This window comes from Gemmiger formicilis (genome assembly GCF_900167555.1).
GTDB lineage: Bacteria > Bacillota > Clostridia > Oscillospirales > Ruminococcaceae > Gemmiger > Gemmiger formicilis.
In genome coordinates, this window is sequence record NZ_FUYF01000001.1 from 341659 (window position 1) to 368240 (window position 26582).

At 53.2% G+C, this 26582-nt stretch carries 20 protein-coding genes; 16 read left to right on the forward strand and 4 right to left on the reverse strand.

What is annotated here, in order from left to right:
• Nucleotides 1-86 precede the first annotated feature (86 nt).
• From B5D32_RS01575 to pckA, 4 genes are all read left to right on the forward strand, one after another.
• Nucleotides 87-554, forward strand: coding sequence for an Hsp20/alpha crystallin family protein (locus B5D32_RS01575; protein ID WP_143402642.1), 468 nt, complete (start codon nucleotides 87-89; stop codon nucleotides 552-554).
• Nucleotides 555-808: 254 nt separating this feature from the next.
• Nucleotides 809-2782, forward strand: coding sequence for a fructose-1,6-bisphosphatase (locus B5D32_RS01580; protein ID WP_078783323.1), 1974 nt, complete (start codon nucleotides 809-811; stop codon nucleotides 2780-2782).
• Nucleotides 2783-2988: 206 nt separating this feature from the next.
• Complete coding sequence (locus tag B5D32_RS01585) at nucleotides 2989-4431, forward strand: C69 family dipeptidase (protein ID WP_078783324.1); 1443 nt, start codon at nucleotides 2989-2991, stop codon at nucleotides 4429-4431.
• Nucleotides 4432-4701: 270 nt separating this feature from the next.
• Nucleotides 4702-6306, forward strand: coding sequence for a phosphoenolpyruvate carboxykinase (ATP) (gene pckA, locus B5D32_RS01590; protein WP_078783325.1), 1605 nt, complete (start codon nucleotides 4702-4704; stop codon nucleotides 6304-6306).
• A 142-nt stretch (nucleotides 6307-6448) separates the two neighbouring features.
• Here pckA and glmM read toward each other — a convergent pair whose 3' ends face one another.
• Together glmM and B5D32_RS01600 are read right to left on the reverse strand one after the other, a co-directional pair.
• On the reverse strand, nucleotides 6449-7834 hold the full coding sequence (glmM, locus tag B5D32_RS01595) for a phosphoglucosamine mutase (RefSeq protein WP_078783326.1): 1386 nt from the start codon (nucleotides 7832-7834) through the stop codon (nucleotides 6449-6451).
• A 90-nt stretch (nucleotides 7835-7924) separates the two neighbouring features.
• Nucleotides 7925-8395 carry a low molecular weight protein-tyrosine-phosphatase gene (locus B5D32_RS01600; RefSeq protein ID WP_078783327.1) on the reverse strand — a complete coding sequence of 157 codons (471 nt, stop codon included), beginning with the start codon at nucleotides 8393-8395 and terminating at the stop codon, nucleotides 7925-7927.
• Nucleotides 8396-8528: 133 nt separating this feature from the next.
• On the opposite strand from B5D32_RS01600, the gene B5D32_RS01605 reads away from it, so the two are divergent.
• The 4 genes from B5D32_RS01605 (at nucleotide 8529) to lysS (ending at nucleotide 12403) form a co-directional block, all read left to right on the forward strand.
• Nucleotides 8529-9062 (forward strand): prolyl-tRNA synthetase associated domain-containing protein, encoded by a 534-nt coding sequence (locus B5D32_RS01605; RefSeq protein ID WP_078783328.1) that lies wholly within the window; start codon nucleotides 8529-8531, stop codon nucleotides 9060-9062.
• A 131-nt stretch (nucleotides 9063-9193) separates the two neighbouring features.
• Complete coding sequence (trpS, locus tag B5D32_RS01610) at nucleotides 9194-10204, forward strand: tryptophan--tRNA ligase (protein ID WP_078783329.1); 1011 nt, start codon at nucleotides 9194-9196, stop codon at nucleotides 10202-10204.
• Between the two features lie 111 nt (nucleotides 10205-10315).
• Nucleotides 10316-10804 carry a transcription elongation factor GreA gene (greA, locus tag B5D32_RS01615; RefSeq protein WP_078783330.1) on the forward strand — a complete coding sequence of 163 codons (489 nt, stop codon included), beginning with the start codon at nucleotides 10316-10318 and terminating at the stop codon, nucleotides 10802-10804.
• 96 nt (nucleotides 10805-10900) lie between these two features.
• Complete coding sequence (gene lysS, locus B5D32_RS01620; RefSeq protein ID WP_078783331.1) at nucleotides 10901-12403, forward strand: lysine--tRNA ligase; 1503 nt, start codon at nucleotides 10901-10903, stop codon at nucleotides 12401-12403.
• Nucleotides 12404-12538: 135 nt separating this feature from the next.
• Here lysS and B5D32_RS15145 read toward each other — a convergent pair whose 3' ends face one another.
• Together B5D32_RS15145 and B5D32_RS01625 are read right to left on the reverse strand one after the other, a co-directional pair.
• The gene (locus B5D32_RS15145) at nucleotides 12539-12676 is read right to left on the reverse strand and encodes a hypothetical protein (protein WP_159446954.1); all 138 of its coding nucleotides are present in this window, start codon (nucleotides 12674-12676) and stop codon (nucleotides 12539-12541) included.
• A gap of 77 nt (nucleotides 12677-12753) precedes the next feature.
• Nucleotides 12754-13656: a SprT-like domain-containing protein gene (locus tag B5D32_RS01625; RefSeq protein ID WP_242943376.1), complete on the reverse strand. Its 903-nt coding sequence runs from the start codon at nucleotides 13654-13656 to the stop codon at nucleotides 12754-12756.
• Between the two features lie 109 nt (nucleotides 13657-13765).
• Here B5D32_RS01625 and B5D32_RS01630 point away from each other — a divergent pair, with 109 nt between their 5' ends.
• The 8 genes from B5D32_RS01630 (at nucleotide 13766) to B5D32_RS01665 (ending at nucleotide 26544) form a co-directional block, all read left to right on the forward strand.
• Complete coding sequence (locus tag B5D32_RS01630; protein ID WP_078783333.1) at nucleotides 13766-14341, forward strand: recombinase family protein; 576 nt, start codon at nucleotides 13766-13768, stop codon at nucleotides 14339-14341.
• Nucleotides 14338-14931: a hypothetical protein gene (locus B5D32_RS01635; protein ID WP_078783334.1), complete on the forward strand. Its 594-nt coding sequence runs from the start codon at nucleotides 14338-14340 to the stop codon at nucleotides 14929-14931. Before B5D32_RS01630 ends, B5D32_RS01635 begins: the two co-directional genes overlap by 4 nt.
• Before the next feature lie 294 nt (nucleotides 14932-15225).
• On the forward strand, nucleotides 15226-15891 hold the full coding sequence (locus B5D32_RS01640; RefSeq protein WP_078783335.1) for a plasmid recombination protein: 666 nt from the start codon (nucleotides 15226-15228) through the stop codon (nucleotides 15889-15891).
• A gap of 9 nt (nucleotides 15892-15900) precedes the next feature.
• The gene (locus tag B5D32_RS01645) at nucleotides 15901-17235 is read left to right on the forward strand and encodes a type IV secretory system conjugative DNA transfer family protein (protein WP_078783336.1); all 1335 of its coding nucleotides are present in this window, start codon (nucleotides 15901-15903) and stop codon (nucleotides 17233-17235) included.
• 292 nt (nucleotides 17236-17527) lie between these two features.
• Complete coding sequence (locus tag B5D32_RS01650) at nucleotides 17528-21280, forward strand: N-6 DNA methylase (protein WP_078783338.1); 3753 nt, start codon at nucleotides 17528-17530, stop codon at nucleotides 21278-21280.
• Between the two features lie 12 nt (nucleotides 21281-21292).
• Entirely contained in the window at nucleotides 21293-22558 is a 1266-nt protein-coding gene (locus B5D32_RS01655) for a restriction endonuclease subunit S (RefSeq protein WP_078783339.1), read from the forward strand.
• Nucleotides 22558-23493 carry an FRG domain-containing protein gene (locus B5D32_RS01660; protein WP_078783341.1) on the forward strand — a complete coding sequence of 312 codons (936 nt, stop codon included), beginning with the start codon at nucleotides 22558-22560 and terminating at the stop codon, nucleotides 23491-23493. The genes B5D32_RS01655 and B5D32_RS01660 overlap by 1 nt, the downstream gene beginning before the upstream one ends.
• Before the next feature lie 48 nt (nucleotides 23494-23541).
• Complete coding sequence (locus B5D32_RS01665) at nucleotides 23542-26544, forward strand: type I restriction endonuclease subunit R (protein ID WP_078783342.1); 3003 nt, start codon at nucleotides 23542-23544, stop codon at nucleotides 26542-26544.
• The last annotated feature ends 38 nt before the right edge of the window (nucleotides 26545-26582 follow it).

The following is a 26582-nucleotide window of genomic DNA, read 5'->3' on the forward strand; positions in this document are numbered from 1 at the left end:
TCCCCAAAGGGAACGCAACAATGTGTATCAAAAGTCAACCGCTCACAAACAAAACGGGCGGCCGATGAAAATTGGAGGAATGACTTATGATGATGGTTCCGTATATGTTCAATGAGGCTTTGATGGATGATCTGTTCAGCAACGATTGGGAGCACGATTTTGACCGCGCCATGAAGGCCGCTGCGCCCCGCGGCATGTTTGGCAAACGTGCCGCCAATGTGATGAAAACCGATGTCCGCGAGAACAAGGACAGCTACGATGTGTTCGTTGATCTGCCCGGCTTCAAGAAGGAGGATGTCAAGCTGGATTTGGACAACGGCTATCTGACCATCAGCGCCCAGCGCAATGAGGAGCTGGATGACAAGGACAACGAGGGCCGCTATATCCGCCAGGAGCGTGCTACCGGCAGCTGCGCACGCAGCTTCTACGTCGGCAAGGAGTTGGAGCCCAAGGATATCAGCGCTAAGTTTGAGAACGGCATCCTGACCCTGCATCTGCCCAAGGCCGAGGCCAAGAAGCTCGAGCCGAAGCAGACGCTGATTGAGATCGAGTGATTGCAAAAAAATGTGCAGCCATGCTGCACCGTAGGGGCGCATTCTATATGCGCCCGCTTGGCAGCATCCCGTTGTGAAAAAAGATGAACGCAGGGTAAACGTCCACGGGCGGATATAGAAACCGCCCCTACAGAGTCCCTGCCCTAAAAATCATCAGGCCGCAGCCCAAAATTCCGGGCTGCGGCCTTTTGTTTTGCCGCAAGGTGTGCTATACTTCCATATAGATGTAAGAAAAGTACAGGGAGGTCCTGCCCGTGCAATATTCCGATGAGCATCTGCGCTATCTGCGCCTGCTGTCTCAGAAATACCAGACCGTGGCCGCCGCGGCCAGCGAGATCATCCGCATTGAGGCCCTGCTCCGTCTGCCCAAGGGCACCGAGCACTTCATGAGTGACCTGCACGGCGAGCACGAAGCGTTCGTACATATATTAAACAGCGCATCGGGCGTCATCCGTGAAAAAATCGACACGGTGCTTGGCAACGGTGTCCCCGCCGAGGAGCGTGCCGAGCTGGCGACGCTCGTCTATTATCCCAATCAGAAGCTGCCCGAGCTGAAAGCCCGCCAGAGGGACCTGCACGCCTGGTATCGTATGACGCTGCTGCGGCTCATCGACCTGTGCCGGTTCGTGTCCAGCAAGCATACCCGCGACCATGTGCGCCGCTGTCTGCCGCAGAACTGCGGCTACATCCTCGACGAGCTGCTTCACGCCCACTTTGAGGACCACGACAAGGACCAGTATTACGGCGAGATCATTGAGAGCATCATCCGCTATGACCGCGCCGACGCCTATATTATCCGCTTCTGCGAGGTCATCAAGCGGCTGGCCGTGGACCGTCTGCACATTGTGGGCGACCTGTTTGACCGCGGCCCGCGCCCGGACCGCATTCTGGACAGTCTGATGGCGCATCATCAGGTGGACATCCAGTGGGGCAACCACGACGTGGTCTGGATGGGCGCGGCAGCGGGCAGCCCGCTCTGCATTATGACCGTGCTGAAAACAACGCTGGCCTACAACAATCTTGACACGCTGGAGGGCGGCTACGGCATCAGCCTGCGCCGCTTGGAGCGCTTTGCCCAGCATACTTACGCGGATTCCGATGTTTCGCGCTGGCTGCCCCACGCCGACCAGCGCACAGCGGCAGGCGACCTGACCGCCGCCGCGCGGATGCACAAGGCCGTGACCGTTATGATGCTCAAGCTGGAGGCGCAGGTCATTGCCCGCAACCCGGATTTTGATTTGCAGGGCCGCGACTTTTTGAACCACATTGACTTTGCCGCGGGCACGGTGGACTATTTCGGTACGACCTATCCCCTGCTGGACTGCGACTTTCCCACCGTTGACCCGGCCAACCCCGCCGCGCTGACTGCCGACGAGGAAAAGATCGCCGCCGAGCTGGTGCGCAGCTTTGCCGAGAGCGAGCGCCTGCAGCGCCATGTGCAATTTTTGTACGCCCACGGCGCGTTTTATAAAATGTGCAACGGCAATCTGCTCTACCATGGCGCAGTGCCGATGACCGAGGACGGCGCGTTTGCGGCCATTCGGTTTGAGGGCACCGCCCGCAGCGGCAAGCAGCTGTTCGACTACTGTGACCGCCGCGCCCGCCAGGGCTACAGCGCGCCCGCGGGCAGCCCGGCACGGCTGGCCGGACAGGACTTTTTGTGGTACCTGTGGTGCGGGGCAAAATCGCCGCTGTTTGGCCGCAGCGCCATGACGACGTTTGAGCGGCTCTATATTGCCGACCCGGCGGCCCAGGTGGAGATCAAGGACCCCTACTACAGGCACATTGCCGACCCGCGCACCGCCGAGCATATTTTGCGCGAATTTGGACTGTCCGGCGAGGGCAGCCACATCGTGAACGGCCATGTCCCGGTCCGCGCCATCGAGGGGGAAAGCCCCATCAAGGGCGGCGGACGGCTCATCATTATTGACGGCGGCTTCTGCCGTGCCTACCACCGGCGCACCGGCATAGCCGGCTACACACTGGTCTATAACTCCCGCGGGTTGATCTTGCGCACCCACCAGCCGTTTGAGAGCGTGGACAAGGCCATCCACGAGGACGAGGACATTGCCAGCAAGAGCGAGTATATCTATACTGCGCCCCAGCGCATTCTGGTGCGCGACACCGACGAGGGCGGGCGCAAGCAGGCGCTGATCCGTGACCTGACAGCCCTGGTCGAAGCCTACCAGAGCGGTGTGATCGCGCAGGGTGTGGCGCAGGAAATGTGACGGTTGAAATTTGAAAAAATGAGTTTATAATGTAAAGGATGCCATACTTGCCTCCCTCTGCGAGGGAGGTGGCCCCGCAGGGCCGGAGGGAGAGAACCTTGCGGTTATCCGGAATATTTCGGACAATGGCAAGGTTCTCTCCCCCACCGCCTGCGGGCGGAGCCCCCTCGCAGAGAGGGCCAAGAGAGATAAGGAGATGTTTAACCATGGCTTGCACCACCATTCTGGTCGGAAAAAATGCGTCCTACGACGGGTCCACGATGATCGCCCGCAACGACGATTCCGGCTCCGGCCATTTTACTGCCAAAAAGTTTACCGTTTTTCAGCCGCAGGACTACCCCGCGGTCTATAAATCCGTCATTTCGGGCGTCGAGATCCCGCTGCCCGACAGCGGCCTGCGTATTACCGCGGTGCCCAACGCTGTCGAAGGCAAGGGCCTGTGGGCGGCCAGCGGCGTCAACGCGGCCAACGTCGGCATGACGGCTACCGAGACCATTACCTCCAACCCGCGCGTGCTGGGCGCTGACCCGCTCGTCAAGGGCGGCATCGGCGAGGAGGACATTGTCTATCTGGTCCTGCCCTATGTCCGCTCCGCGCGCGAGGGCGTCCGGCGCCTTGGCAGTCTGCTGGAGCAGTACGGCACCTATGAGATGAACGGCATCGCGTTCCAGGATGCGGACGAGGTCTGGTGGCTCGAGACCATCGGCGGCCACCACTGGATGGCCCGCCGCGTGCCTGATGACGTCTATGTGGTCATGCCGAACCAGCTCGGCCTTGACACGCTCGACCTGGACGACGCACTGGGCGGGCAGAAGGAGTTCATGTGCTCCGCTGACCTGCGCGGCTTTATCGACAAGTACCATCTTGACCTGTCCCTGGACGGTGCGCTGAATCCGCGCGACACCTTCGGCAGCCACGACGATGCCGACCATGTCTACAACACGCCCCGCGGCTGGTACATGCTGCGTTATTTCAACCCCAATACGTTCGCCTGGGACGGCCCGGACGCCGACTTTACGCCGCGCTCCGACGACCTGCCCTGGTGCATGGTGCCCGAGAAAAAAATCACGCCCGAGGACGTAAAGTACGTGCTGTCGAGCCATTATCAGGGCACGCCGTATGACCCCTATGCGGCCACGGCTTCCGAGAGGGGCATCTACCGTCCCATCGGCGTGAACCGCAACGACTTTATGGCACTGCTGCAAATGCGCCCCGACGTACCGGAGGACTTCCGCGCTGTGGAGTGGCTGGCCTTTGCGTCCAACGCCTTCAACACGATGGTGCCCTTCTACGCCAACGTGGACACGACGCCGGAGTACCTGTCCAACACGACGGGCGATGTCTCCACCGACAACTTCTACTGGGCCAGCCGTCTGCTGGCCGCCATGGCCGATGCGTCCTACGCAAAATCGGTGTTCCACATCGAGCGCTACACGCTGAGCGTCGGCAGCAAAGCCAACGGCATCATCAACGCCTATGATGATGCCCAGCGCGGCGAGGCCGACCCCGCCGCCCGTGCCGCCCTGCGCACCAAGGCCAACGAGGAGCTGGCCGCTATGGTCAAGGCCGAGACGACGGACGCCCTGAATAAGGTCCTGTTTGAGCTGAGCAGCGGCATGAAGAATGCGTATTCGCGCTCGGATGCGTAAATGATATTGAGAAGGGACGTGCCGGAGGGTGCGTCCTTTTTTGCCGGTACACCTGCAACGCAGGGGCGGATATAGAATCCGCCCCTGCGGGGATACGATATGTAAAATTCAAACTATTTTACAATAATGTCACAATCTTTGAAAGAATTTGAACTTGCTTTTATGCCGAAATCTTTGTATAATAAATGTCAGGATGGGGCACTAGGAGGCTGACTTAGTCCCCTTGTCCCCCATTCAGCCAAAAGTATAGAGAAAGAGGTATATGTAAACATGGCAAATCTGGATTTGACTAAGTATGGCATTACCGGCACGACCGAGATCGTGCATAACCCCTCTTATGAGATGCTGTTCGAGGAGGAAACCAAACCCGAGCTGACCGGCTATGAGAAGGGCCAGGTCACCGAGCTGGGCGCTGTCAATGTCATGACCGGCGTTTACACCGGCCGTTCCCCCAAGGACAAGTACATCGTCGTGGACGAGAACTCCAAGGACACCGTTTGGTGGACCAGCGACGAGTACAAGAACGACAACCACCCCATGACCGAGCAGACCTGGTCTGCCGTGAAGGACATCGCCAAGAAGGAGCTGTGCAACAAGCGCCTGTTCGTCGTCGATGCCTTCTGCGGCGCCAACAAGGACACCCGCATGGCTATCCGCTTCATCGTGGAGGTGGCCTGGCAGGCACACTTTGTCACCAACATGTTTATCAAGCCCACCGCTGAGGAGCTGGCCAATTTTGAGCCTGACTTCGTTGTTTACAACGCCTCCAAGGCTAAGGTTGAGAACTACAAGGAGCTGGGCCTGAACAGCGAGACCTGCGTTGCCTTCAACATCACCAGCAAGGAGCAGGTCATCATCAACACCTGGTACGGCGGCGAGATGAAGAAGGGCATGTTCTCCATGATGAACTACTTCCTGCCGCTGAAGGGTATGGCCTCCATGCACTGCTCTGCCAACACCGATAAGGAGGGCAAGAACACTGCCATCTTCTTCGGTCTGTCCGGCACCGGCAAGACCACTCTGTCCACCGACCCGAAGCGCCTGCTGATCGGCGACGACGAGCACGGCTGGGACGACAACGGCGTCTTTAACTTCGAGGGCGGCTGCTACGCTAAGGTCATCAACCTGGATAAGGACTCCGAGCCCGACATCTACAACGCCATCAAGCGCAACGCTCTGCTGGAGAACGTTACCGTCGACGCCGAGGGCAAGATCGACTTCGCTGACAAGTCCGTCACCGAGAACACCCGTGTGTCCTACCCCATCAACCATATCCAGAACATCGTTCGCCCGATTTCCTCCGCACCTGCTGCCAAGAACGTCATCTTCCTGTCTGCTGATGCGTTCGGCGTTCTGCCCCCGGTCAGCATCCTGACCCCCGAGCAGACCCAGTACTACTTCCTGTCCGGCTTCACCGCGAAGCTGGCCGGCACCGAGCGCGGCATCACCGAGCCCACCCCGACCTTCTCTGCCTGCTTCGGCCAGGCCTTCCTGGAGCTGCATCCCACCAAGTACGCTGAGGAGCTGGTCAAGAAGATGCAGAAGTCCGGCGCCAAGGCTTACCTGGTCAACACCGGCTGGAACGGCACCGGCAAGCGCATCTCCATCAAGGATACCCGCGGCATCATCGACGCGATCCTGAGCGGCGCTATCAACGAGGCCCCCACCAAGAAGATCCCGCACTTCGACTTTGAGGTTCCCACCTCTCTGCCCGGCGTCGATCCCGCCATCCTCGATCCCCGCGACACCTACAAGGATGCTTCCGAGTGGGAGACCAAGGCTCTGGATCTGGCCGGCCGCTTCATCAAGAACTTCGCCAAGTACGAAGGCAACGAGCACGGCAAGGCTCTGGTCTCTGCCGGCCCGCAGCTGTAATCTGAGCGATTGCTCTTAAAGTAAAGGCATAATAAACGCCCGCACGTCATGTTTTTGTGACGTGCGGGCGTTTTTTGCCGGGAGTGAAATAAAACACCGCGCTGCGGATTCTCCACAGCGCGGTGTAAACTTTTACAACAAATTAAATTGCGTAGCCCTTGGCCTTGATGACGTCCACGACCTGCTGGACGTACTTTTCGCAGGTCTCGTGCTCGGGAGCCTCGACCATGACGCGGACCAGCGGCTCGGTGCCGGACTCACGGACCAGGATGCGGCCTGTGTCGCCCAGAGCCTCGCCTACGGCCTTGACGGCGGCCTGCACATCGGCGTCATCCTGCGCGGCCTTCTTGTCGGTGACCTTGACGTTCTTCAGCACCTGCGGATAGATCTTCAGCGGTGCGGCCAGCTCGCTCATCGGCTTCTTCTTGGCCAGCATGACCTCCATCATCTTCAGGCTCGTCAGGATGCCGTCGCCGGTGCTGGCGTACTTGGAGAAGATGATGTGGCCGCTCTGCTCGCCGCCGATGCGGCAGCCGTTTTTGGCCATGTACTCATAAACATACTTGTCACCGACGGCAGTCTTGGCGTAGCCGATGCCCTGCTCGTCGAACGCCTTGTACAGACCGAAGTTAGACATGACGGTGGTGACGACGGTGTTCATCAGCAGCTTGCCGCGCTCCTTCATGTAACAGCCGTAAATGTACAGGATATGGTCGCCGGTGATGACGTTGCCCTTCTCATCCACGCAGAGGCAGCGGTCGGCGTCGCCGTCGTAGGCAAAGCCGATGTCGAGGTGGTTCTCCACGACGAACTTCTGCAGACCCTCAATGTGGGTGGAGCCGGCGTTCAGGTTGATGTTCAGGCCGTTGGGCTTGTTGTTGATGACGTAGGTGTCTGCACCGAGAGCATCAAAAATGCTCTTGGCAATGTTCCAGCTGGAACCGTTGGCGCAGTCCAGGCCGACCTTGACCCCCTTGAAGGAGTAAATCCCCAGAGAGATCAGGTATCCCATGTAGCGGTTGCGTCCGCTGACGTAGTCGACGGTGCAGCCGACATGGTCGCGGCTGGCAAACGGCAGCTCGGGCCAATCCTGGTCAAAGACGTGCAGCTTGCCGTCGAGGTAATCCTCGACGAGCAGCAGCGTTTCCTCGTCCATCTTCTCGCCGTAGCAGTCGATGAGCTTGATGCCGTTGTCATAATAGGGGTTGTGGCTGGCGGAGATCATGATGCCGCAGTCAAAGTCGTCCACGCGGGCAATATATGCGACGCTGGGTGTGGTGGTGACATGCAGCAGGTAGGCGTCCGCGCCGGAAGCCGTCAGGCCTGCGACGAGACTGTACTCAAACATGTAGGAGCTGCGGCGGGTATCTTTGCCGATGACGATGCGCGGCGTGGTGGCCTCGCCGTTGCGCTGGCGCAGCATACCGTAATACCAACCGAGGAAGCGGCCAACCTTGTAGGCATGGTCGGCGGTCAAGGTGACACCGGCCTCCCCGCGGAAGCCGTCAGTACCAAAGTATTTTCCCATTGTATACACTCTTTCCTTTCGGATTGAACTTGACTGGATGGAAATAATCCTTTAATATCATAGCACATATCGCACATAAATGCAATGTTTTTACATGGCTTGCGAGGTGAGAGAGGTGATTGCCTTCAAAAGACCGCGGCAGCCTTCCGCAACGTCCCGCCAGGTGGCCGAAAAATCACCCGTGTACCACGGGTCGGCCACGTCGCCGGGGCGGGTGGTGTAGTCGAGCAGACGGTGGATTTTGCCCGCCGGGTCGCCGCCGCAGATGCGCGTCATATTGCGGATGTTGGCGCTGTCCATCCCGATGAGCAGGTCGTATTTGTCGTAGTCCGCCCGCGTCATCTGCCGCGCCGTGTGCGGCCCGCAGAACACGCCGTGCGCCGCCAGCTCCCGCCGCGCCGGTGGGTAGACCGGGTTGCCGAGCTCCTCGGTGCTTGTCGCCGCAGAGTCAATGACGAACCGCTCCCCTGCCCCGGCTTTAGCGGCCATATCCTTCATCACAAACTCCGCCATCGGACTGCGGCAGATGTTGCCGTGGCAGATGAATAAAATCTTTTTCATAGCAAAATCCCATTTCCCTAAAAATATCATTTACGGGTCAGTCTGGCATCCGGCTCAGTATAACACATTTTTCCCCACTTTGCAAAATGCGGAAAGACTGCTATAATGGGAGAAAACGCAAGGGGGCTTTGGAATGGAGCTGCAAAAGGGGCGGCCTGCGGACACGGCGGGCCGATTGGAAAAGGAGATCCGCACCTACGACCTGCTGGACCGGCTGGGTGTGGCATACGAGAGGGTCGACCACGCACCGGCTATGACAATGGAGGTCTGTCAGGAGATCGACCAGACGCTGCAGGCGGTCATCTGCAAGAATCTGTTCCTGTGTAATCGACAGGAAACAGCCTTTTACCTGCTGATGATCCCGGACACGAAGGTTTTCCATACAAAGGATCTGTCTGCGCAGATCGGCGCGGCGCGCCTGTCCTTTGCCAAGCCGGAATACATGGAAAAGTTTCTGGATATTACGCCCGGCTCGGTCAGCGTGCTGGGACTGATGAATGACACCGGGCGCCGCGTGCAGCTGCTGATCGACGAGGATGTGCTGAACAGCGAGTTTGTGGGCTGTCACCCCTGCATCAACACGTCCAGCCTGCGGCTGCGGACAAAGGATTTGATTGAAAAAATCCTTCCCGCTGTGGAGCACGACTTTATCAGGGTGAAGCTGTGAATTTTACGGACTTCCGTGCGCAGAAACATTGACAAATGTCCGCTGTTTGATTATATTTTATAGTATATAAATAAAGGAAGAAGCCACCTGCCCGCCGTGGGCAGAACGGCTTACAAGGGAGATACATCATAATGGCAGAAGAAAAACGTAAACGCATTCTTTCGGGCATTCAGCCCACCGGCACGCCGACCCTGGGCAACTACATCGGCGCGGTGCGCAACTGGGCCCTCTTGCAGTCCGATTACGACTGCCTGTACATGGTGGCCGACCTGCACAGCCTGACCGTGCGCCAGGTGCCCGCAGACCTGCGCCGCCGCACCCGTGAGCTGGCCGCCCTGCTGCTGGCCGTAGGCATCGACCCGAAGGAGCACGTTCTGTTTGTACAGAGCCACGTGCCCGCGCACACCGAGCTTGCCTGGGTGCTGGCCTGCAACACGCAGTTTGGTGAGCTGTCGCGCATGACCCAGTTCAAGGATAAGAGCGCCAAGCACCCCGACAACGTCAACGGCGGTCTGTTCACCTACCCCGTGCTGATGGCAGCGGACATCCTCATCTATAATGCCGACCTCGTGCCCGTGGGGCAGGATCAGACCCAGCATCTGGAAATTGCCCGCGACATCGCAGGCCGCTTCAACGGCATTTACGGTGATACCTTCACCCTGCCCGAGGGCTACGTGCCCGCCGCGGGCGCCAAGATCATGTCGCTGGCCGAGCCGACCAAGAAGATGAGCAAGTCCGACACGAACATCAACAGCTTTATCCTGATGACCGATGACAAGGATGCCATCGTGCGCAAGTTCAAGCGCGCCGTGACCGACTCCGACGGCGTAGTCCGCTTTGACCGCGAGACGAAGCCCGGCGTGTCCAACCTGATGTGCATTTACAGCACCTTCACGGGCAAGTCCAACGACGAGATCGCTGCCGAGTTTGAGGGAAAGGGCTACGGTGACTTCAAATTGGCCGTGGCCGAGGTCACCGCCGACGCGCTGGCCCCCGTGCAGGCTGAGTATGCCCGCATTCTGGCCGACAAGGCCTACGTGGACGAGGTCCTCAAGAGTGGTGCGGAGCGTGCCTCCCGCCTGGCCAACCGCACTGTCAGCAAGGTCTACCGCAAGGTTGGCCTTTTGCAGCTGGATAAATGACGCTGTGCCTTGACAAATCCGTTTTGAACCCGTATAATATATGAGTTAGTGCGGCTCCCCAGTTGGTGCCGCACATCTTTTACTATCCATTTTACGTTAGGAGACACTGGTATGGCTAAAGAAGTTGTCGTTACCCGAGAGGGTTATAATAAACTGGAGCAGGAGCTGGAAAACCTGCGCACCGTCAAGCGTAAGGAAGTTGCCGACAAGATCAAGGTCGCCCGCGGTTACGGCGACTTGAGCGAGAATGCCGAGTACGACGCCGCCAAGGAGGAGCAGGCTTCTGTGGAGGCCCGCATTGCCGACCTGGAGGCTACCCTGAAGCTGGCCCGTATCATGGATGAGAGCGAGCTGTCCAACGACACCGCCTCCATCGGTATGCACGTCAAGATCCTGGCCGAGGGCGATGACCTGGAGGACGCCGAGGAGTACGACCTGACCGGCTCCACCGAGGCTGACATGGATCTGAACCGTATCAGCGACGAGAGCCCCGTCGGCGCGGCACTGATTGGCTGCAAGGTCGGCGACAGCGTTGATGTCACCCTGCCCAACGGCAACATCATCACGTACAAGCTGCTGGAAGTCAGCCGCTCGAAGTAATAACCCGCAATAAATTCTGAAGGGGCGGATGCTTGCATCGACCCCTACAAGCAACCCATATCAACAGAATTAAAAATCACGAAAGGACGATCTCACATGGAGCAGAATAAGCCCCAGACCGAGCAGGAGCTGACCCAGCAGGCCGCTGTGCGCCGCCAGAAGCTGGCAGACCTGTGTGAAGCCGGTCATAACCCCTTTGAAATCACCAAATATGCGCAGGATGCGTACTCGGCCGACCTCAAAAATGAGTTTGCTGACCTTCCTGCCGAGGCTGAGACCGGAAAGATCGTCTCTCTGGCTGGCCGCATGATGTCCAAGCGCATCATGGGCAAAGCCAGCTTTGCCCATCTGCGCGACCAGAAGGGCGACATCCAGATTTTTGTCAAGCGCGACCTGCTGGGCGATGAAGCCTACGCCGCCTTCAAGAAGCTGGACATCGGTGACATCATCGGCGTCAAGGGCGAGGTGTTCCGCACGAAGATGGGCGAAATTTCTGTCCGCATCTCCGAGCTGACACTGCTCTCCAAGAGTCTGCTGCCCCTGCCCGAGAAGTTCCACGGCCTGACGGACCGCGAGGCGCGTTACCGCCAGCGCTACGTTGACCTCATCATGAACCCCGAGGTCAAGGACACTTTTGTCAAGCGCAGCCTGATTTTGAAGGAGATCCGCGCCTATCTGGACGAAAAGGGCTTCCTGGAGGTCGACACCCCCATCCTGACCCCGTTCGAGATCGGCGCGTCCGCCCGCCCCTTCTACACCCACCACAACACCCTGAACATGGACATGGTCCTGCGCATTGAGACCGAGCTGTACCTCAAGCGCCTGATCGTGGGCGGCATGGACCGCGTGTATGAGGTTGGCCGCATCTTCCGCAACGAGGGCATGGATCCCAAGCATAACCCCGAGTTCACGACCATCGAGCTGTACCAGGCATTCACCGACTTCCACGGCATGATGGATCTGGTCGAGGAAATGTACAAGCGCCTGGCCCTCAAGGTCTGCGGCAGCCTGGAGATCACCTACCAGGGCAAGCAGATTGATATGGGTCACTGGGAACGCCTGACGATGGTCGAGGCCGTCAAGAAGTATTCCGGCGTTGACTTCAACGACTGGAAAACCGACGAGGATGCCATCGCTGCCGCCAAGGAGCATCATGTAGAGCTGCCCGAGGTCCCGACAAAGGGCGCGATCCTGGCCGAGTTCTTCGACGCCTTTGTCGAGGATAAGCTCATCCAGCCCACCTTCATCTATGACTACCCCGTCGAGATCAGCCCGCTGGCCAAGCGCAAGCCCACCGACCCGGCCTTCACCGAGCGCTTTGAGTATTTCATCGACTGCACCGAGTACGGCAACGCATTCAGCGAGCTGAACGACCCGATCGACCAGAAGGCCCGCTTCGAGCGCCAGGTCGCCGAGCGCAAGGCCATTGAGCCTGACTGCAAGGCCCAGGTCGACTACGACTACGTCAACGCCCTTGAGTACGGCCTGCCCCCCACGGGCGGCCTCGGCTTCGGCGTGGATCGCCTCGTCATGCTGCTGACCGACAGCGCGTCGATTCGTGACGTGCTGCTGTTCCCGACGATGAAGCCGATTGACTAAAAAGCATTGATTCCACGCCTTTTATCAACCCGGTTTGGCTGATTTGACACCACATTGACACCAAACTTGTGCAGAAAAGGCTTTACAAGAAAGCAGAGAGTTATCCTCTTTACGGATGACTCTCTGCTTTTTTGTTTATGTAGTTGTGCATTTCTGCGCGGAAGCAATGAGGTGATACCATTCGCAGCTTTTACATTCCGGCAGGTCACCGCAGGCAGGAACGCCGGTATCCGGGTCATCGGGGCAATTATAATAATCATATTTCCAATCCATTTTGAAAGCTCCTGTTAAAATGTGCATTATAAAAATTGCCTACTCTCACTCGGCTGTTGTCTCTGTCTGATGGTCACTTACTCGGTGGGTTCCATCTTCTCCATGCAATCACCGCAAAGGATGTTCACGGCTTTTGTGGCTCTCACGCTCTGGTGGCAGCAGGGGCAAATATATTTGCGGGTGCTGCTGGGCTTCTTGGTCTTGGGGGCTGTTCCGTTGCCTGCCCCTTTGGGGAGCGTTCCAATTACATCCCACAAGCTGACCGCCTCGCACATTTGAAGGTCTTGCCAGCCCTGTTCCTCGATGAAGTCCAGCAGCGGAAGTCCGGGGCTTGTAATCGTCCAACCGTATTTTGGATGCTTCTCAACGCAAAGCCCGTGACTTTCGGCAATCTCCTTATACTTCCGATTGTGGTAAAAGTTCCCGGAACCGCTGGTATCTTTGATACCTTTTTCTGCCGCAAGACAATGGCACATTTCGTGCAAAAGCGTGGCGCAGGTTTCCTCGATTGGGCGGCTAAGTGTGGCGCTGCTGATGTTGATTTCATATCGCCGCTCGTCTCCTGCCTGCCAGACCTTATTGCAAGTGAAATGACCATAAGCACCCACGGTCTTTTTTAGGCTGATGACGACTTCGGGCAGTTCCCCGTTGAAAAATCTGGCGTTCAGCAGACGGTACATTTTTTCAAGCTGTCCTGCAACGCGGCTGGTCTTGACGGTCTTTTTCATTTTGAAAACCTCTCTTTCAAAGTTCACTTTTAAATCGCCTTTGGCGGGGGTGGGAATTATTGGCCCCAACCGGCGACCAAAAAGAGAGGCAAATAGAGGCTGTGGCAAGGGGAACGTGGAATACCGAAGCTGAGCGAGGATATGCCGCGAAAGCCCCTTGCCCAAAGCCGAGAGTTGCCCATAATACTGGGCGCGGTTGGGACAATCCCCCGTCGTTCCCCTGTTTGTGCCGGAAAACGGCGCAAAGTCCAAACCTTCCTTAAAAAGCCCAAAAGTTTGAACTTTTGGTGCGCAGAAGCGGCCCCGTATAAAACAGGTATTTGGGCCGCGTCAAAACTTATGTTCAAAAGGAGCGTACAAAATGGCCTATTATGGCTACATCAGAGTGTCAACCAAAGGGCAGGTGCCCGGAACCTCTTTGACCGAGCAGGAGCAGCAGATAAAGGAGCGCTATCCGACTGCGACTATTGTAAAAGAGGCCGCGTCCGGCGCTCACGAACGGCAGGCATTTGATAACCTGTGCAAAACCTTACAGGCGGGTGATACTTTGGTGGTCTGCAAAATGGATAGGTTTTGCAGGTCAGCAAAGGAAGGCTTGCAGTATGTGGATTTGCTGCGGGATAAAGGTGTTGCCGTCCACATTCTCAATATGGGCCTGTTGGACAACTCCCCTATGGGGCGGCTTGTGGCAACGATGCTGCTTGCTTTTGCTGAATTTGAAAGAGCGCAGATAATCGAGCGCACTCAGAGTGGCCGACAGGCAGCAATGGCAAAACCGGGCTTCCGGGATGGACGCCCACAAAAATTCACGGCATTGCAGGTGAAACACGCACTTGGGTTACTAAGTGAGTATAGTTATAAACAGGTAGAGGCCATGACAGGCATTTCCAGAAGCACCCTGCAAAGGGCTAAGAAGAAAGTTGAGGTACAACAATGAAAATTACTATCAAACTGTCCGAAACAAACAATGCACTGCTCAACCGCGTGGTCAAGGAAGAAAAGGTGGACGCAAGCGAGTTCGCCAACAACGCTTTCCTTGACAAGTTCCTGCCGGTATCGGAAAAGCTGGGGATTGAAGCAGGCTTCATCCTTCAGGAGCATGAAGCCGGAACGCTGAATGCGTGGCTCGTCAAACAGAGCATCTCCCGTGGAATCCGTTGGCTGGGAAAGCACCCTATCCGTGACTGCGCCATTCTGAAACAGATTCTTGGACACTTCCCGTTTGACACGAAAGACAACGGGAAAATCTCTACCTGCAACGAATGTGTGCAGTCGGATATGGATAGTGTGGTTGCACTGCTGAAGGAGCGTGTTTCCGGTTATGTATCCGCGAAGAACGGATATAACGGGCTGGTGGAAGATGTTCTTGCAAATTGGGAGTACATCTGGAACGAAGCCATCGTATACAATGTGCTGGCCACGATTGTATACACCAACGAGCCGAAAAAAGATTTTGACTGGTATGACGGTCTGAAATTGCTGCATCTCATTGACTTTGCAGCATGGCAGCAGTGGTGTGATGCGTGATGGTGCATCACGGCAGACGGCTGCAAACCCAAGGGGGCAAGAACGGCGGAAAGTCGTTCTGATGGGGGCCGCAGCCCCCACTGACGGCAAGCGGGCCTTGTCGGCAGCGGGGAGTCCAGAGGGGGCACGCCCCTTTGGCAAGGTAAGCCCGCAAGGGCGGTGGGAGTTTCCGGGGAAACTGCCATACCTTGTATGGCACATCAGTCCGCGACTAAATGAGCTGCTTCGTTGTGCAGGGCATTTCAAGGTGTGGGCAGAGGGGACATGAACCCCGTATAGGAAAGTGAGATTACAATGGCAAGTGTAGAGAAGTTTTCAGCGGGTGCAGTCCGCAATCAACTGCGGCACAATCGCCGCGAAATCGAACATTCCGGCAATCCTGACATAGACCCGTCTCGGCAGGGGCAGGACTATGTTCTGTCCCCCGATAGGGGCATGACCGAGTACGACTATTTTTTACACCGCAAATCCGAACTGTACTGCTATAACCGCGATGATGTGAAAGTTATGGCAGGATGGATAGTAACCGCCCCGCAGGATTTAGACCCTGCCCGCTATGACGATTTTTTCTGTGCCACATACGATTTCATGGCAAATCGCTATGGGAAAGAAAATGTCGTACAGGCCATCGTCCATGATGACGAGGGCGGCCAGCCGCATTTGCATTTCTGCTTTATTCCTGTCGAGGAAGATTTGAAGCACGAACAGGGCTGCAAAATCTGTGCTAATGATGTTCTTGACCGCCGCGAACTGCGCAATTTTCACCCTGACCTGCAACGCTATCTGGACGAGCACGGTTTGGAAGATGCCCATGTTATGACTGGCGTGACAAAGCGGCAGGGCGGCAACCGCACTGTCGCGCAGTTGAAAGCCGAGCGCGAGCAGGAATACCAGCAGGAAGTAGAGCGTCCCGCATTGTATTTTGGAGAATCCAAAATTGAACAGGGACTTCACTTTTAAGGGGCAACCATGAAGCAGATTGTATGGATTATCAACGGCTATCTATATGGCGCTACGGTGATTCTACTGGTTGTGCTGGCACTGCTGGTGTATCTGCGTGGGCAGGCTAATCATCTGCCCAACCCGTTTGCCCGCAGGAACATCGTCTATCGCCCCAAAGAAAAGGCACAGGGCGTGTTGTTGGGGAAGAAATTCGGCCTGCTGGCTTATTCCCCCGAACAGGACGAGGGACACATTCTTGTAATGGGGCCATCCGGCACAGGCAAGACAAGTGCCCTGTTGATTCCGACTTTGCGGAGTTGGCAGGGCACGGCTCTTGTGGTAGATATATCCGGCGACATATCGGCTAATGTACATACAGAGAACAAAATCATTTTTGACCCTACGGCGGCGGACTGTATTCCGTATGATGTGTTTGCGTCCATTGACGCAGCCCCGGACGATACCGAGCGGCAAGAGCGTTTGGAGCAGCTGGCCTATCTGCTGCTGCCGGACAAGGCCAACGACAGCGAAGCAGGCGTATTTTTCACCAAGAACGGGCGCAAGATGATAACGGCAGCCCTTATCTGCTACTATGGCATGGGCTGGGGCTTTATCGAAATCTGCGAGTTTTTCCTCGGCCATGATTGGCGCTCCCTGCTGAACGATATTGCCAAACAGGAAAACACCGCAGCCAACGCACATATTAGTTCCTTTGCCGGGGCCAGTGAGCAGAACACCGCAGGCTGCAAGCAAAGTGCAGATGACGCGCTCAAACTATTTGCAACCAACAGCAAAATTAAAAATGCACTTAGAAAAGTTCCAACTTATGAAAAATCTATCTGTCCGGCCACATTGGAGCAGAACAGCATTTATATTTTCATCCCAGACGAAAAACTCAAAATCTATGGCGACCTGCTGCGCATTATTACGGCGCAGTCGATGGAATACTTTTCATCCAGACCGCCAGAACACAAGCAGATGATTCTATTTTGTCTTGACGAATTTGCCTCGTTCGGCAAGCTGCAAATTACAGAGGCCCTGCGCAAGCTGCGGAAGCGCCACATCCGTATTATGGTGCTGACCCAATCGCTGGCCGACCTCGATATGATTTACGGCAAGGACGAACGGAAAGCCATGCTTGGCAACTTTAAGTTTACCGTTCTGCTCGGCTGCAAGGATACCGATACGCAGGAATACTTTTCTAAAATGATAGGCGAAAAGCACACACTGCTGGCCGCCGACACCAGCCAGAAGCCGCAGCCAATCATTAAGCCCGCCGACCTCGCACACTTGGAGCAAGACCTATTTGTAATCTGCGATGACGGCGCAATACGGCTGTGCAAGAACTTTTACTTCAAATGACGTTGCCAAAAAACGTTTCGTAAGCGGCAACCGGGAGCAGTTCGCTTGGATTTCTCCAAGTGGGCTGCTCCCTTTTCTTTGGCGTAAATCTTTCCGGGGCAGCTTGGGGCAAGTGATTTAGTTTATTTCTAAAAAAGATTGCTTTTTAGTTTTTATGAAAATACCTGCCACATACTGCCCCAACGAACGTTTTTTGGCAATGTAACTGGAAAAAGGTTCCCATTTTTATGGATTTATGGTACAATTCTAATATCGTGTAAGTGTACCCAAATGCGGGAGTTGGGGGTGTAGGATGTCAACCAAGAGGCCGAAGCCGGAACTGTCGGCTCACTTTATCCGTGATAAGCGGCTCCTTAAAGCGGCTGATACCGCTAAATACAATGCAAGGTTGAAGGAAATCGACCTGCCGGATGATTATGCCATTTACGGTTATGAACCATCCAGTGGGAGAAAACCCGCTGCTTACTGGGTGTGTAAGCAAAGTGTTGGCGAATGCCCGGAATGTGGTACACCCTATCTGGAGGATGCGATTGCCAGCGTGTCGGAATCCAAGCTGACGCATTATTGCAGAGTAGCAATTCCGCACGAGGGGGAAAAGCCCACCTACGATACTCACCCTGCAACGCTTTATTTGCGCCGCATACGATGGATGTGCTATAACTGCTATTCTAAGCGGAAGACATACAATGCGAAAATGCAGGATGATTCCCAACTTGTGGATGAGAAAGATAGAAAGCTGACCTTGCAGTTGAAGAAATATCTTGGGCAGCAAGCTATGCATATGGAGATAAATACGCTTGCGGAAATATTTGATATTTCCCCGCATACAGTCAAAAATTGCTTTGACAAAGCATTGGCGGAGTATGAAAAAAGGCGCAATTGGGATGATATTTCTACGCTCGGTTTGTACACTGTAACACTGAATGTGCAGGGGCAACAAACAAATTTTTGCCTATGCGCGGACGTGGATACTGAAAGCCTGATTGAATTGTTCGCCTACGAGGACAAAGAGGCCGCAGCAAACTTTTTGAGCAAGCTAAAGAATAAGCAGAATATCCAACGTGTTTTTATCAGCATAGACAGCGCGGCATTTAATTTCGCCAAAACCAATTTCCCTATCAAAACAATTATGGTAGATAGGCTGGATGTTCGCAAGCGCTTGCTGAACGGATTGGAAACGGTCAAAAAAGGCAACGATGACAGCCAAGACTTCCCCATACTGCGGCGGCATTGGAAGTTGCTAAAAAATGTGGAAGAGGCAATCCCGGCCAACAGTAAGGATTATGTCTTTCTCAAGGAAGTGCTGAATGCATTCCCCCACGTGGGTGATGCATACTGGCTGAAAGAAGCCGGTATGGATATTTACCGTAAAACTACGGGCCAGTGCAAGCTGGTGAACGATTGGATTTCCAGCGACAAGTACAATATCCTGCCGTATGAACAGTTAGAGCAATATATGATTCAGGCGCAGGAGCCAGTTGTACGCTTTGCAGTGCAGTACAATGGCGTTGACCGTAGCAGATATGAAAGGGCTATATTAGAAGCGGAAAGCCCCTTGATAAGTTATGTCGGCCTGACCGGCACAAGTAAATCTGCGCTTTGGTCGCGGGCTGCGTCTTTACAGATGATTCGTGCCCGCGTTTTGTACGGTGCTGCGATGATGGCAAACTATTTTGCGGCGCAGGAACCAAACGAAAAATCTCACGAAGAATACGCGATACATAAGGGAATGTATTTTACAACGGTTGACCGCATAACAACTGCAAAAATTAACACACCTGCGGTTAAAGCAGAAACCACGCCGGAAATCTATCTCCATAATTTTAGAATCCCATTATCCATATATCCAACCCTGTTAAGTTACGGTCTGACAGAATACAGGGGTGTATTGTTGGATTTGAAACCGTTGAAAAAAGACGGACTATCGAGAAACAAGCAGACGGAGGAAACAATGTCGGACAAAATTGCCTTTGACGCACTGTGGGATGAATCCCCGATTGATGTCACCCCAGAAGTGAACTTTATTTGGAGCATCGCCAACAAACTGCGCGGCTCCTATATGCCGGATAAGTACGGCGATGTCATTATCCCGATGACGATTCTGCGCCGCTTGGAGTGTGCCTTGGAGCTGCACAAGGAAGCTGTTTTGGCCAAATTTGCAGAAAATCCGAACTATCCGCCGAAGGCAATGTACCGCATTTCCGGATATCAGTTCTATAACACCTCGCCCTACACGCTGAAAGAACTGTGCAACGAGCCGGACAACATCAAATCCAATTTCAAAGTGTATATTCAAGGCTTCTCCGCCGAAGTGCAGGAAATCTTTAATGGCCTTGAAATGTTCAGTCACATCGACAAGATGGATAAGGACGGCTGTCTGTTCAGCGTGGTGCAGGCATTTGCCGACTTGGATTTGGACCCAAAGACCTACGACAGCATCAAGATGGGCTATATCTTCGAGCATCTGATTGGCAAGTTCTATCAGAATGTAGACGCAGGTCAGTTTTACACAGGTCGTGACATTATCAAGTGCCTTGTGGCTGTGCTTATCAGCGAAGGCTGTGATGATATTTTCGATGATGGCAAGGTCGTAACTGTCTGCGACCAAGCCTGCGGAACGGGCGGTATGCTTAGCACGGCGTACAGCTTTATCAAGCACTACAATCCCAGCGCCGATGTGCGCCTGTTCGGGCAGGAGTTTATGCCCCAGTCCTATGCTGTCGGTCTGGCAGAGATGATGATTAAAGGGCAGAATATCGAGAACTTCCGCAATGCCGATACTTTCAAAGAGGATTGCTTCCCCAACATCAAGATGCGCTTTGTGCTGGAAAACCCGCCTTTTGGGACCCCGTGGGCCGGAAAAGATGCCAAGGCCGGACAGGAAGATGCCGTCCGCAATGAGTTCAAGCGCGGCAAGGATGGCCGCTGGGGCGCAGGTCTGCCGAGCGGCGGCGATTCCCAGTTGATTTTTATGCAGTCGGCTATTGATAAGATGGACGACAAAGTTGGCCGCGCTGCGATTATCGAGAACGGCAGCCCTCTGTTTACAGGCGGTACGGCATCCGGCGAAAGCCAGATTCGCCGCTGGATTCTGGAACAGGATTTTCTGGAAGCCATTATCGCGCTGCCCACCGACCTGTTTTACAACACCGGCATTGCCACCTATGTCTGGATTTTGTCTAAAAACAAGCGCCCGGAACGCAAGGGCTATGTGCAGTTGATTGATGCCACCAGCATCTTCCACAAGCTGCGCAAAGCCGCAGGCAACAAGAAAAACGAACTGCTGCCGGAGGACCGCGACAGAATCGTTAAGCTGTACACGGCGTTTGAAGAGAACGAATACTGCAAAATCTTCAAAAACGAAGAATTTATGTATCGTGAGTATACGGTCATGCAGCCGTTGCAGCGCAGCTATGCCATCACGGAGGAGCGCATCCAGCAGATGCTGGCGGACGGCACACTGAATTCCGTATATGACCCCGCCAAGGTCGATGAACTGGAAGAACAGGGCTCGCAGATTTCCGTCAAGGACAAAATGAAGCTGGACAAGCTGTATGAGCAGAAGCCTGTCTACGAGGCTATTATTTCTGATTTGCAGGATGCTGCTTCGGATGAAATCTATCTTTCCCCGGAAGCGTTTATGCCGGTATTGCGCAAGGCACTGGCAAAAGTGACCGATGATAAAAAGCTGCTGGACAAAATCGCGGATGGCTTGTCTGTGATGGATAAGAACGCCGAAATCCAGCGGGATAAGCACGGCGAAATTCTCTACGATAAAGATTCCAAAGATACAGAGCGTGTGTCTTACGAGGAATCCATTGATGATTACATGGCGCGGGAAGTTTTGCCCCATGTGCCGGATGCAAAGGCGTTCTGGGAAGAAAAGGCCGATGCTAAGAAGCCTGTTATCAAGACGGGTGCGGAGATTCCGTTCACGCAGTATTTCTACAAGTACGAGCAGCCTGTACCCAGTGAGGAACTGGCAAAGCAGTTTATGGAACTGGAACAGTCTGTCAGCCAGCGCATTGCGAAGCTGTTCGGGTAAGGTGGTGGAACTATGCGTGAAATGAAAGATAGCGGAATTGAATGGATTGGCAATATCCCGGCTTCATGGAAATCGGTTCCGATGAGGTATCTCTTTAGAGAATGCACCACAAAGAACAGACTGGGGCAAGAAAAAACGGCACTAAAATTCACCTATGGAACGATTATTCCAAAAACGAATTTTGATGCTAATACGGATGACTATGTAGCCAATACAATAATGTCTTATACCGTTGTGCATCCCGGTGTCATAATGATTAACTGTCTTAATTTAAATTACGACTTTGTAAGCCAACGAATTGGACTTGTTAAGGATTATGGCGCAATAACATCAGCATACTTAGCTATCGAACCAAACAATCAGGTGTTGTCTGCTTATGCAACCTATCAACTAAAATCGTGGGATGCCGCGAAAGCATTCCATAATATGGGAACAGGCGTAAGAAAAACTTTGGATTTTTCAGAATTGGGGAAAAAGCACTTTGTACTTCCTACATTAGGAGAACAGAAAAACATCGTTGCATTTCTCGATTCTAAATGCTCCGAAATTGATGCCATCTCTGCTGACATTCAGAAAGAAATCGAAACATTAGAGCAGTACAAGCGTTCCCTTGTATTTGAAGCGATTTCCAAAGGAATCAATGGAGAAAAAGCAGCCAATACGTCATCCGATATTTGGAAGGAAATTCCTCAAAGCTGGAAATTGGTTGACATTAAATATCTCTTTGAGATTGTAAAACGAATTGCGGGCCGTGAGGGGTATAATATTCTCTCTGTCACGCAAAAAGGCTTAAAAGTAAAAGATATTTCAGGAAATCAGGGCCAAATTGCAGAAAATTACAGCGGTTATCAGTTTGTATTTCCCTCTGATTATGTTATGAACCACATGGATTTACTTACTGGTTGGATTGATTGTTCAGACCAATTTGGTGTTACAAGTCCAGACTATCGTGTGTTTAGACTTAGGGATAAAACTCAAAATGATACCGAGTATTACAAATATGTAATGCAATGTTGCTATATGTGCAGAATCTTCTATTCACTTGGTCAAGGTGTATCCACACTTGGACGTTGGCGCTTACAAACATCTGCCTTCATGAATTTCAAAGTTCCTGTTCCTCCTCTTCATGAACAAAAAGAAATTGCACGCTATTTGAATGATAAATGCAAAGAGATTGAACTTTCTATTGAGCAAAAAAGAAAACAACTCGAATTGCTTAGTGCCTACAAAAAATCTCTTATCTACGAATATGTGACGGGTAAAAAGGAAGTGATTTAATGCAGGAAATGTCTATAAGTACCGTAGACGAATATGTGAAAGCAATCTGCGATATTAGGAAAACATTTCATAAAGAATATCCTATGGTCAACGAGGTGCCGCTATTTCGCGGACAAGCAGATGTTTCGTATGAATTGCTCCCCTCCATTGCTCGTGGAAGACATAGTGAAATCGATATTACAATTTTTAATGAAGAACGAAATCTACTGGAAATGGCAAAATATAAGTTGCCTTCAATTTTTACCGATGACTTAAAGCCAATAGAGTTATTAGCATTAGCACAGCATCATGGTATTCCTACCAGACTGTTGGATGTAACGGAAAATGCCCTTGTAGCACTGTACTTTGCATGCGCATCTTGTGGTGACAAGGATGGAGAAGTTATTGTCTTTAAGGAAAATTCCAAAAGCGTAACGAATTATCCGATTTTGCAGGCTGTTGCAGACTCATGTAGGTTATGCGAAGGAACTTGGACTTTTGCAACAGACTTTGTTAAGAAGGCCATGAGTTTCAACTATTTTGCGGAACAGCGATATTTGGCACAAGTTCTTGATAAGAAATTCGATGAACAACCTGCCAATGGGATTCCTACCCAATTTGATATTTGGATTGATGGTCTGCTGAAAGAGCCTCTTTTTATTTATGCTCCGTTTACAAGCATCCGTCAAAAAATGCAGCAGGGGCGTTACATTCTTTTTCCAAACAGAATTGGCTATGACCATAACGGCACTGTAATTATTAGTCAAGAAATAGCTGCTATTCCCAAAGACCACAACAGCATTACAATGAAAATACAAATCAATAGTGCATCAAAGGCTCAAATTTTATCAGACCTTCGGCTGTTTGGAATCAGTAGAGAATCTCTGTTTGCCGATAGCACGGATACCGTTTGCGAAGAAATAACAAAAGATGCATACAATACAATCAACGACTAAATATCAAACTTCGGCATTGTTTTGTAATATGAATTGGGAGGTGTTTCCGTGAAAAGCATCGGAACAGAACGCGACTATCAGCGTTATATCATTGATTATTTAATTGATAATAACGGCTACATAGAGCGCAAATGCAAAACTGATTATGACCGCACCACGGCCATGGACCGCAAACTGCTGTTTCGCTTTCTGGAAACGACACAGCCGCACACAATGGCGGCATTGCGGAAAATCTATAACGGGCAGACCGAGGAAACCGTCGCCAAATTTATACTCCAGAGCATTGACAACAAGGGCAGCAGCCTTATCGAAACGCTGAAATCCGGCATTGAGATTTCCAATATGCATCTGGACCTGCTGTACGGTAAGCCCGCCACCGATTACAACATCGACCTTGTCGCCAAGTACAATGCCAACATTTTCTCCATCATGGAGGAAGTCTGGATTAACGATGACCAGCGCATCGACCTTGTTGTGTTCCTGAACGGTTTTGCCATTGCGACCTTTGAGCTGAAATGCCAGAGCACAGGTCAGAACTACCGCATGGCAATCAAGCAGTATTCCGAGGACCGCGACCAGAAGAACCGCTTGTTCCTGTTCAAAGCGGGCGCTCTGGTCAACTTTGCCATGGACCTCGACACCTGCTATATGACCACCAAGCTGGACGGTCTGGGCACACGCTTTATCCCGTTCAACCGTGGGCGCGGCGAGGGTGTCAACACCGGAGAAGGCAACCCCTTGGATGACGGCGTGGACGATTATCCGATGCATTATATGTGGGATGATATTCTGCGCCGCGACAGCCTGATTGAACTGATTACCAAGTTCGTATTCATCCAGCGTGAACAGGTCGTGGACGAACTGACAGGGAAAAAGTCCATCAAGGAAAAGCTGATTTTCCCGCGCTACCATCAGCGCGATGCCGTCCGCCAGCTTTTGGCGGATGCCGAGTACAACGGCACACAGCTTAATTATTTAATTGAACATTCCGCGGGTTCCGGAAAAACCAATACCATCGCGTGGCTGGCGCATCGGCTGGTATCCCTGCATGATACCCAAAACCATATTGTCTATGACAGCGTTCTGGTCATTACAGACCGTGTGGTGGTAGACCGCCAGTTGCAGGATGCAATCAAGGGTATCGACCATAAGAGTGGACTTGTCTGCACCATTGATGACAAAAAGACCTCTGCCGACCTTGCCGATGCGCTGAAAGGCAACTATAAAATCATTGTCACCACGATTCAGAAGTTCCTCTATGTAGATTTCTGGAAGCTGGCGCAGAACCAGAACAACAAGACCTTTGCCATTATCATTGACGAAGCCCATTCGTCCACGTCCGGCAAGGATATGATTGCGGTCAAAAATACGCTGGGGCAAAATGATGGCCCCGAAGAAGCCGATGCGCAGGATGCTATCGAGAATGAAATCCAGCGCCACGGCAAGGCACCCAACGTGTCGGTCTTTGCCTTTACTGCCACGCCCAAGCCGATGACGCTGCGCCTGTTTGGCCGTGAAAGTATTGATGCAGACGGACATCCCGTGTATCAGCCGTTCCACCTGTACAGCATGAAGCAGGCCATCGAGGAGGGGTATATCCTTGATGTGCTGCAAAATTATATCGAATACAAGACCTACTACAAGCTGAACAAGACCATCGAAGACGACCCGGAGATGAAGACGATTGCCGCCAAGCGGCAGATTGCACGCTATATTGATTTGTTTGACGATAACATCAATCAGCGCGTCAATATCATTGTCGAGCATTTCCGTTCCACTGTTATGCAGGAACTCGGCGGGCAGGCAAAAGCAATGGTTATCACGGCATCCCGCGAGGCGGCGGTGAAGTATCGTCAGGCATTTGAGGATTATGTCACCCGCCATAATTACAAGGATGTAAAAGCGCTGGTGGCGTTCTCCGGCAAAGTGAAAATTGACGATACCGAATACACCGAACCGAGCATGAATGGCTTTGCTGAGGATAAGCTGCCAAAGGTGTTTGACGGGGACGAGTATAACGTTCTGCTGGTGGCGAATAAGTATCAGGTCGGTTTCGACCAGCCGAAGCTCTGCGCCATGTATGTGCTGAAAAAGCTGCGTGGTGTAAATGCGGTGCAGACGCTTTCCCGCTTGAACCGTGTATGCCCGCCCTTTGACAAAAAGGTCGTGGTCATGGACTTTGTGAACCATGCAGAGGAAATGGAAGATGCCTTTGCGCCATTCTATACCACTACGGTTTTGTCCAACACGGCCACGATTGCCCAGCTCCGCGAACTGGAAAATAAGATTGACGGTTACAATGTTCTGGATGACCGCGATGTGGATACGGTTGCGAGCATCGTCTACAATCCGAAAGGGAAGCGCACCACAGCCAAAGAGGACCGTCTGGTTTACCAGTGCATCCAGCGTGCTGTGAATGTGCTGAAAAATCAGTTCAACGAGGACCACCAGCGTGCTTTTACCAAAAACTGTCGTGGGTTTGTACGCCTGTATGAGTTCCTGTCGATGGCTTCCAGCTTTGGCGACCCGGAACTACACAAAAAATATGTGTTTGTCAACCTGCTGCTGACCTATCTCGTCGTTGGCAACAGCGGCGGCATCAGCTTGAAGGATAAGATTCAAGCTACGAATTTTGTGCAGGAAAGTCAGGGCGATAAGGGCAACAAGCAGCGCCATGTCAGCGCCCCGAACGTAAAGTTGAGCGGGGCCGATGTTGGTCTGACCGTGGATGAGGTAAAGCACCTGTCGGAAATTATTGACGAGGTGAACTCCCGCGCAGGCAAGGGCTATGATAGCAGCGCCATGACGAAAGTTATGCTGCAAATCAAGGACCTGCTGCTGCATTCGGAAAAGCTGAAGACCTCCGCCAAGAACAACACCGAGCAGGACTTTGAGTTCAGCTTCTATGACAATACCGATGACGCGCTGATTGAGGGACTTTCCCAGAATCAGGATTTCTTCAGCCTGCTGCTGAGCAATGACGACATCAAGCACCGTGTGCTGGGCGTGTTCCTGCATGAGGTTTATAAGGAACTGCGGGAGCAGCCGTAAACGGCGTGTAGGGCAACCAATTACAAAATTGACCGCCT

What these genes read in the sequence shown, in the direction of transcription:
- B5D32_RS01600 (WP_078783327.1), bottom strand. Translation starts at nt 8,395, where the DNA reads ATGAAAAAGATTTTATTCATCTGCCACGGCAACATCTGCCGCAGTCCG.
- B5D32_RS15145 (WP_159446954.1), bottom strand. Translation starts at nt 12,676, where the DNA reads ATGGATTGGAAATATGATTATTATAATTGCCCCGATGACCCGGATACC.
- B5D32_RS01645 (WP_078783336.1), top strand. Translation starts at nt 15,901, where the DNA reads ATGAAGCAGATTGTATGGATTATCAACGGCTATCTATATGGCGCTACG.
- B5D32_RS01630 (WP_078783333.1), top strand. Translation starts at nt 13,766, where the DNA reads ATGGCCTATTATGGCTACATCAGAGTGTCAACCAAAGGGCAGGTGCCC.
- lysS (WP_078783331.1), top strand. Translation starts at nt 10,901, where the DNA reads ATGGAGCAGAATAAGCCCCAGACCGAGCAGGAGCTGACCCAGCAGGCC.
- trpS (WP_078783329.1), top strand. Translation starts at nt 9,194, where the DNA reads ATGGCAGAAGAAAAACGTAAACGCATTCTTTCGGGCATTCAGCCCACC.
- B5D32_RS01640 (WP_078783335.1), top strand. Translation starts at nt 15,226, where the DNA reads ATGGCAAGTGTAGAGAAGTTTTCAGCGGGTGCAGTCCGCAATCAACTG.
- B5D32_RS01655 (WP_078783339.1), top strand. Translation starts at nt 21,293, where the DNA reads ATGCGTGAAATGAAAGATAGCGGAATTGAATGGATTGGCAATATCCCG.
- B5D32_RS01650 (WP_078783338.1), top strand. Translation starts at nt 17,528, where the DNA reads ATGTCAACCAAGAGGCCGAAGCCGGAACTGTCGGCTCACTTTATCCGT.
- B5D32_RS01575 (WP_143402642.1), top strand. Translation starts at nt 87, where the DNA reads ATGATGATGGTTCCGTATATGTTCAATGAGGCTTTGATGGATGATCTG.
- glmM (WP_078783326.1), bottom strand. Translation starts at nt 7,834, where the DNA reads ATGGGAAAATACTTTGGTACTGACGGCTTCCGCGGGGAGGCCGGTGTC.
- B5D32_RS01660 (WP_078783341.1), top strand. Translation starts at nt 22,558, where the DNA reads ATGCAGGAAATGTCTATAAGTACCGTAGACGAATATGTGAAAGCAATC.
- B5D32_RS01585 (WP_078783324.1), top strand. Translation starts at nt 2,989, where the DNA reads ATGGCTTGCACCACCATTCTGGTCGGAAAAAATGCGTCCTACGACGGG.
- pckA (WP_078783325.1), top strand. Translation starts at nt 4,702, where the DNA reads ATGGCAAATCTGGATTTGACTAAGTATGGCATTACCGGCACGACCGAG.
- B5D32_RS01635 (WP_078783334.1), top strand. Translation starts at nt 14,338, where the DNA reads ATGAAAATTACTATCAAACTGTCCGAAACAAACAATGCACTGCTCAAC.
- greA (WP_078783330.1), top strand. Translation starts at nt 10,316, where the DNA reads ATGGCTAAAGAAGTTGTCGTTACCCGAGAGGGTTATAATAAACTGGAG.
- B5D32_RS01605 (WP_078783328.1), top strand. Translation starts at nt 8,529, where the DNA reads ATGGAGCTGCAAAAGGGGCGGCCTGCGGACACGGCGGGCCGATTGGAA.